This is a genomic window from Albidovulum sp., assembly GCF_049646345.1.
Taxonomy (GTDB): domain Bacteria; phylum Pseudomonadota; class Alphaproteobacteria; order Rhodobacterales; family Rhodobacteraceae; genus Albidovulum.
The window spans coordinates 1-2,244 of sequence record NZ_JBARVQ010000815.1; the positions used below are offsets into that span (position 1 = coordinate 1).

Sequence of the window (2,244 nt, forward strand, 5' to 3'; positions counted from 1 at the left end):
GGGCAGACCGGACCGCAGGCGGCTCGGTTTCTGGCCTCAAGTGCTGTGCGCACGTCTTCAGGCGCCCAGGATCCGGCGCCGACCCGTTCCAGCGTGCCGACGATAGAACGGACCTGATTGTGCAGGAAGCTGCGGGCCCTGAGGACAAACCGGTATTCGCACCCCTGCGGGATGTCATGTTCGGTGATCGTGATCTCATCCAGCGTCTTCACCGGGCTTTGTGCCTGACACATGGTCGAGCGGAAGGTGGTGAAATCGTGGTGGCCGACGAGGTGGGCGGCCCCTTTCCGCATGGCATCGGCATCCAGCATGCCAAGCACCCGCCATGCCAGCCCTGCCTCATGGGTCAGCGGCGCACGGCGCGAGATGAGGCGGAAGAGGTAGCGCCTTTCCATGGCCGAGAAGCGCGCATGGAAATCATCCGCTACGCGTGCAGCTTTGAGGATCGCCACCGGATCGGGCCTCAGGTGGTGGTTCAGCGCCTCGGACAGCCGGAACGGGTCCCAGTCCTTCGCGAGGTCGCAATGTGCGACCTGTCCGGTCGCGTGAACCCCGGCATCGGTGCGCCCCGCAGCGGCGATCCCCGGCGCGTCTGCCTGCAGCTTGCGCAAGGCGGTCTCAACCGCCTCCTGCACCGAAGGCTGGCCGGATTGCCGTTGCCAGCCCGCAAAGGGGGCTCCGTGATATTCGATTTTCAATGCGTAGCGGGGCATGGCTTTCCCTAGCCGTCGTGCGCGGCCTTGGCAATCGCCCCTACACAGGCCCTGCGCCTGCGCCTATCTTGTGACGAAAGGCAAGGGGCAGAGTTTGGGCATTACCGACATCGCAGACGATCTGGTGCGTGGATTGGGCGGCATCGGCACCGGCCTTGCCGCACCGTTCTCCGATCCGGTGGTTCGGCTTGGCGTGACTGGCCTGTCACGCGCGGGCAAGACGGTTTTTATCACCTCGCTTGTTGCCAACCTTCTGGATCGGGGCCGGATGCCGGGTCTGCGGGCCGAGGCCGAGGGGCGGGTTCTGTCAACCTTCCTTCAGCCGCAGCCCGACGACACGATCCCGCGTTTTGACTATGAGGCGCATCTGGCCGCTCTGACCGGGTCCGAGCCGCGCTGGCCCGAAAGTACCCGCGCGGTCAGTGAGCTGCGCCTTTCCTTTCGTCTGCGCGAGGGTGGCATGTTCGGCCCCCTGCGCGGTCCCCGCACGCTGCATCTCGATATCGTCGACTATCCGGGCGAATGGTTGCTCGATCTTGCGCTGATGGACCGGGATTATGCCGGTTGGGCGGAAGAGGTGCTTGAGCGGATCGCAGGGCGGGCCGAGGCGGCGGGCTATCTGGCCGCGCTGAAGGGGATCGATGGTGCGGAACCGCTGGACGAACCGTGCGCCAAGGCTTTGTCGGAACGTTTTGCCGCCTATCTTAACGCCGCCCGCGCGGCGGGCTATTCCGACTGCACGCCGGGCCGGTTCCTGTTGCCGGGTGAACTGGCAGGCTCTCCCGCCCTGACCTTCGCGCCGATCCCGAAACCCGGCGCGGCCCCACGCGGATCCCTCTGGCGCGAGATGGAGCGGCGGTTCGAGGCCTATAAGACCAAGGTCGTGAAACCCTTTTTCCGCGACCATTTCGCGAAGATCGACCGGCAGATCGTGTTGGTCGACCTTCTGGGGGCGATCCATTCCGGCCCCCGCGCGGTCGAGGATATGCGCCGCGCCATGGCCGGCATTCTGGATGCGTTCCGGCCGGGTCGCAGCGGCTGGCTGACCGGGCTTTTGGGGATGCGGCGGGTTGACCGTATTCTGTTTGCCGCGACCAAGGCCGACCATCTGCACCACAGCCAGCATGCGAAGCTGACCCAGATTGCGGCGGCCCTGATGCGCGAGGCGAAGGATCGCGCGGATTTTGCGGGCGCAGGGACGGCAGCGATGTCGATCGCGGCCCTGCGCGCGACGGTCGAGGAGACGGTGCGCCACAACGGCGATACGCTCGACTGTGTGCGGGGGCGGCTCATGTCCGGGAAAGAGGCCGCATTCTATCCCGGCGATCTGCCTGACACGCCGGGCCAGCTTCTTGCCGCCGCGCGGGAAGGGGCGGCCGAGTGGCTCGACGCTGATTACGAGGTGATGAATTTCGCGCCTGCAAGGCTCAGTCTCAAACCCGGCGAAGGACCGCCGCATATCCGGCTCGACAGGGCAGCGGAGTTTCTCATCGGGGACAAGCTGTGACGATGACGGTCGACATGGCAGGGC

Annotated in this window: 2 protein-coding genes; one reads left to right on the forward strand and one right to left on the reverse strand. The window is 66.0% G+C overall.

Going from position 1 to position 2,244, the window contains the following annotated elements; genetic code table 11:
* Positions 1 to 713: tRNA pseudouridine(38-40) synthase TruA (gene truA, locus WBB85_RS21375; RefSeq protein WP_432640595.1), on the reverse strand; the 713-nt coding region annotated here is incomplete at its 3' end.
* Positions 714 to 807: 94 nt separating this feature from the next.
* On the opposite strand from truA, the gene WBB85_RS21380 reads away from it, so the two are divergent.
* Positions 808 to 2,220, forward strand: coding sequence for a YcjX family protein (locus WBB85_RS21380; protein ID WP_432640596.1), 1,413 nt, complete (start codon positions 808 to 810; stop codon positions 2,218 to 2,220).
* Positions 2,221 to 2,244 lie beyond the last annotated feature (24 nt).